Genomic DNA, 5,140 nt, shown 5'->3' on the forward strand with positions numbered 1-5,140 from the left:
ACCCGGGTGCCGACCTTGGGCCCGGTGACCACCAGCCCCTTGGCGACCAGCGACTTGATGGCTTCGCGCACCACGGTGCGGCTGACGCCAAATTCTTCGCCGAGCAGCGGCTCGGGCGGGATGGCGCTGCCGGGGGCGTAGCGGCCGGCGACGATGGCTTCGCCCAGCTGATCGAGGGTGTGACCGAGGATGCTCTTGTTGGCGTTCATGGGCCGCGAGCCTAGCGCAGCGCCTGCAGCGACAGCCTGACAAGCACGTCGGGCGGCTGCGCAATGTCGAGCGTGGTGGCCGCCTCGTCCGGCCCCGGTGGCTCCAGGGTCTGGAGCTGGCTGGGCAGCAGGGTGGCGGGCATGTAGTGGCCGGTGCGCTGGCCGAGGCGCTCGGCGAGCAGCGCCGGGTCGCCGTGCAGGTGGATCAGGCGCAGGCCCGGCGAGGCCGCACGCAGCCGGTCGCGGTAGATGCGCCGCAGCGCCGAGCAAGTCACCACGGCACCCGTGTCGCGCGCCTGCACCAGCCGCTCGCCGATGATGTCGAGCCAGCCGGCGCGGTCGGCATCGGTCAGCGGTGTGCCGGCCGCCATCAGCGCCACATTGCGGGGCGGGTGCAACTCGTCGCCTTCGATGTAGGGCACCCCGAGTGCCTGGGCCAGTGCCTGACCGAGGGTGGATTTGCCGCAGCCACTCACCCCCATCACGACGACGACCGGAGGACGTGGCGAGTCGGTCATGGGCATGGCGTCAGTTCACAGGCGCTGTTGCGTCCGGCTGTCGAAGACATGCGCCTTGGCTGCGTCGACGGCGAGGTAGACGGTGTCGTCCGGCTGCACATCGGTGCGGTCGTGGATGACGACCACCAGCCGGGCATCGCCCACCTGGACCAGCAGCTCGGTCTCTGCGCCGGTCGGCTCGACCACGACCACGCGCGCGGCGATGCCCTGCGGTGCCAGCGACAGGTCCGTCGGGCGGATGCCGTAGTGCACGCCGGTGCCATCGGCCGCGCGGGCGGCGTCCGGCGGCAGCGGCCAGCGGGCGCCGAGGGCCTCGACCGTGTCGCCGCGCGCCGTGCCGCTGAAGACATTCATCGCAGGCGAGCCGATGAACTGCGCGACGAAGAGGTTGGCCGGCCGGTCGAACAGCTCCAGCGGCGTGCCGATCTGCTCGACGATGCCGTCGTGCATGACCACGATCCGGTCGGCCATCGTCATCGCCTCGATCTGGTCGTGCGTGACGTAGACCGTCGTCGTTTTCAATCGCTGGTGCAGGGCCTTGATCTCGGCCCGCATCGCCACGCGCAGCTTGGCGTCGAGGTTGGACAGCGGCTCGTCGAACAGGAAGACCTTCGGATCGCGCACGATCGCCCGGCCCATCGCCACGCGCTGGCGCTGGCCGCCGGAGAGTTCGCGGGGATGGCGGTCGAGCAGGGCGTCGAGGTTCAGGATCTTGGCGGCATCGTTGACGCGGTGGTCGATCTCGGACTGCGGCGCATTGCGCAGGCGCAGGCTGAAGCCCATGTTCTCGCCGACGGTCATGTGCGGGTACAGCGCGTAGCTCTGGAAGACCATCGCGATGTCGCGGTCCTTGGACTCCAGCTCGTTGACGACGGTGCTGTCGATCAGCACCTCGCCGCCGGAGATCTCCTCCAGGCCGGCGAGCATGCGCAGCAGCGTCGACTTGCCGCAACCCGAGGGGCCGACGAGCACGACGAACTCGCCGTCGGTGATGTCGAAGCTCAGGCCGTGGATGACCTTGACCTTGTTGCCGTAGGTTTTCTGGACGTTGCGAAAGGAGACGGAGGCCATCGGTGTGTTCTCAAGCTTGGCGGGTTTGGCGAGTCGGTCAGCTCTTCACCGCGCCAGCCGTGAGGCCGGACACCATGTAGCGCTTGAAGGCGTAATAGATCGCGGCCGGTGGCAGCGCGTAGACGAGGCCGGTGGCCATCAGCAGCTCCCAGGGCGAGTCGTCCGCCGAGAGGAAGTTGCCCAGCGCCACGGCCAGCGTCAGGTCGGCCTCGTTGGACAGCAGCAGGAAACCGTAGAGGTACTCGTTCCACGCCAGCAGCAGCGCGTACGTGCCCACAGCGACCAGCGACGGCACCATCAGCGGCAGGTAGACGAGCCGGAAGAGCTGCATCGGCGAGGCGCCGTCGATGCGCGCCGCCTCGTCCAGCTCCCAGGGCAGCTTGTCGGACGCCTGCTTGAGCACCCAGATGCAGTAGGGCGAGGCGATCGTCACCATCGCCAGGATCAGCGACCAGCGGTTGTTCAGCAGGCCGTAGGTGGACATGGTCTTGTACATCGGCACGGCCAGGAAGGCGGCCGGGATGAAGTAGGTCATCAGCGCCATGTTCATCACCGTGCGCCCGCCACGGACCTTCAGGCGGCTGATCGAGAACGCCGCGCAGGTCGCCACGAACAGTGTGATCGCGCCGACCGAGACGGCGATGAACAGCGAGTTGCCCAGCTGCTGCCAGAAGTGGTGCAGGTAGAAGTGCTTCTGGTGGAAGACGATGTCGAAGTTGGACAGCGTCGGGTCCTGCGGCCACAGGCGCCCGGAGGTGGCCTTGTCGCGCGGCGAGATCGCGAACAGCACCAGGTGGTAGATCGGCAGCAGCGTCCACAGCAGGACGGGGATGCCGATCAGCAGCAGCTGGGCTTCCTGGCCGATGGACTTCAGCGTGAAGCGTGCGCGGGTCATTTGGAGAGCCTCTTCATCATCACCCACACCAGCGGCAGCACGAGCGGCAGCGCCACGACCAGGGAGGCCATCGCCAGGTCGATCTGGTCCAGCCGCAGGTAGCGGATGCCCAGCGTCGCCAGCACGTGCGTCAGGTCGGCCGGCCCGCCGCCGGTCAGCAGGTAGACGCTGTTGAAGTCGCCCAGCGTCCAGATCATCGACAGGATGGTGCAGGTCAGGTACAGGTCCTTCATCGCCGGCCAGGTGATGAAGCGGAATTTCTGGCCGCGGGTGGCGCCGTCCACGCTCGCCGCCTCGTACTGCTCGCCGGGAATCGCCAGCCGTCCGGCCACCAGGATCAGCGTCCAGAACGGCAGCGACTTCCAGATGTGCATCAGCATCGCGAAGCCCAGGCCGAGCGTCGGATCGTTGAGCCAGTTCGGCCCGTCCAGCCCGGTCAGGCGGAAGATGGTGCTGTTGATCACGCCCCACTCGGGGTTGAGCATGAAGCGCACCGACAGGATGGTCGGGATCGACGGCACCGCCCACGGCAGGATGAAGACCATCGAGACGATCTTGATCCACCAGCGCGTCTGCACGAAGAAGCCGGAGAGCCCCATGGCCACCACCATCTTCACGTTGACCGCCACCACCACGAAGATGAGCGTGTTGAGGGCGGTGCGGTAGAAGATCGGATCGTCCAGCAGGCGCACGTAGCTGTCCGGGTGGCGGGCGAGCCAGAGCCCGTAGCCGACCGGATAGAGCACGAACACCAGGAACACCAGCACGTAGGGCACCAGCAGGGCGCGGCCCCACAAGGTCCAGGTGCTGAGACCCGGTCGCATCCGGGGGGACGCGGCGGCAGAAGCGAGGGCAGCAGTCACGGCGAGGGCTTTCTTCAGCTACCGGCGACGGCCTTGATGCGGGCGATCATCTCGTCCACGGCCTTGTCCACGGGCACCTTCTCGTTGAGCACGCGGTTCATGGCCTTGGCCCAGACGTTCTCGTTGTTCAGCACCGTGAACTTGTAGTTCTTGGTGAACTCGAACGGCACCGTGCCGGCCTTGAACTGGTTGTAGACGGTCTGGCGGTGCGGGTCGGTCTTCCAGAACGCACTTTCCTGCGCGGCCTTGGTGACCGGGAACCAGCGGCCGAGCGAGCCTTCCACGTACGGCGTCAGGTTGGACTCGTCGAGCAGGAAGGCCACGAACTTCTTGGCCATCGCCTTGTTCTTGGCGTCCTTGAAGATCACGCCCGTCTTGACGGCGGCGCGGTACTGCATCTTGGTGCCGTCCGGCTTGGTCGGGAAGGCCGAGGTGGCGATCAGCTCGGTGTAGTTCTTCTTGGCCTCGGCGCGCTGTGCGTCGGTCAGCGTGGCGTTGGTGGAGTCGTCGAGCCACTTGGCGGCGATGGAGATCGTCGCGTTGTGGGTCAGCACGATGGTCTTGTTGTGGAAGGCGACGTTGTTGTCCGGGTCTTTCCAGTTGGTGGACGACGGCGGCGTGCAGCCCTTGGTGTAGACCGAGGTGTAGTCGGTCATGGCGTTGATCAGGCCCTGGCGCACGGTCGGGTCATCGACCAGCAGCTTGCCGGAGTCGTTGACCAGCTTGACGTTGTGTGCGTCCATGAAGGTCAGGAACGAGAAGAACGAGTCGCTCGAATCCACGCCCATCGGGAAGCCGGTGCCGAAGACGCGCTTGCCGGTCTTCTGGCGGTAGCCGGTCTGGACCTTGTCGCACCAGAAGTTCCAGTAGTCCTTCCAGCCGGTCGGGATGTCGCTTTCCTTGTAGCCCGCATCGACCAGCATGTCCTTCCAGTACTGGATGTGCATGGTCTGCTGCTTGATCGGGAAGGCGTAGTACGCGCGCTTGCCACCCTCGGCGTTGTTCAGCAGGAAGGTGGTGGACAGCGCCTGCGGCTCGAACTTGGCGCGCATCGGGTCGATGATCGACGAGATGTCCTCCAGCTTGCCGTCATAGGCCCACTTGGCAGTGACCTGGAAGTCGTACACGTCCCCGTAGGCGACATCGGGCGGGTTGCCGGCGTCGAGCGAGGCGACCGACTTCGGGATGATCTCCTGCGGCGCATACAGCGACAGCTCGATCTTGACCCCCTTGTTCTTGGCCTCGAACTTCTTGATCGCGTTGTACAGCGCGTCATCCTCGGACTTGTAGTAGCCCTTGCCCCACCAGACGGTCAGGGTCTCGTCTGCGTGCGCCGGCGCCATCGCCAGCACCATCGCGGCGGCCACTGCGCCACTCATCCACGTTCTAACCTGCATTGCGTGTCTCCTCGTGTCGTTCGTCACGGTTGATGTCCCGGTGGGGGTGGCGCGATCGTATGATGAATGATGACCTGTGGTTAACGGGGAATCCCGTAAGGGTCCGCCGCAGGTCATGTCCTTGCTGCCGTCAGCCTCGCGGATGCGGCAGCCACCCCGGCAGTCGGGGTGGCTGCAGATGCAGATG

At 66.1% G+C, this 5,140-nt stretch carries 6 protein-coding genes; all 6 read right to left on the reverse strand.

Annotated features, from left to right (window positions below):
- Positions 1-209, reverse strand: a 209-nt coding sequence (locus tag AB3X43_RS17855) for a FadR/GntR family transcriptional regulator (RefSeq protein ID WP_369431216.1), incomplete at its 3' end; no start/stop codon positions are given.
- An 11-nt stretch (positions 210-220) separates the two neighbouring features.
- Positions 221-733: a gluconokinase gene (locus AB3X43_RS17860; RefSeq protein ID WP_369431218.1), complete on the reverse strand. Its 513-nt coding sequence runs from the start codon at positions 731-733 to the stop codon at positions 221-223.
- A 9-nt stretch (positions 734-742) separates the two neighbouring features.
- Entirely contained in the window at positions 743-1,798 is a 1,056-nt protein-coding gene (locus tag AB3X43_RS17865) for an ABC transporter ATP-binding protein (RefSeq protein WP_369431220.1), read from the reverse strand.
- 37 nt (positions 1,799-1,835) lie between these two features.
- Entirely contained in the window at positions 1,836-2,693 is an 858-nt protein-coding gene (locus AB3X43_RS17870) for a carbohydrate ABC transporter permease (RefSeq protein ID WP_369431221.1), read from the reverse strand.
- On the reverse strand, positions 2,690-3,517 hold the full coding sequence (locus tag AB3X43_RS17875; RefSeq protein WP_369431223.1) for a carbohydrate ABC transporter permease: 828 nt from the start codon (positions 3,515-3,517) through the stop codon (positions 2,690-2,692). The genes AB3X43_RS17870 and AB3X43_RS17875 overlap by 4 nt, the downstream gene beginning before the upstream one ends.
- 53 nt (positions 3,518-3,570) lie before the next feature.
- Positions 3,571-4,935: an ABC transporter substrate-binding protein gene (locus AB3X43_RS17880; RefSeq protein ID WP_473965146.1), complete on the reverse strand. Its 1,365-nt coding sequence runs from the start codon at positions 4,933-4,935 to the stop codon at positions 3,571-3,573.
- Positions 4,936-5,140: the final 205 nt, after the last annotated feature.

The organism is Sphaerotilus sp. (assembly GCF_041083715.1).
Taxonomy (GTDB): domain Bacteria; phylum Pseudomonadota; class Gammaproteobacteria; order Burkholderiales; family Burkholderiaceae_C; genus Sphaerotilus.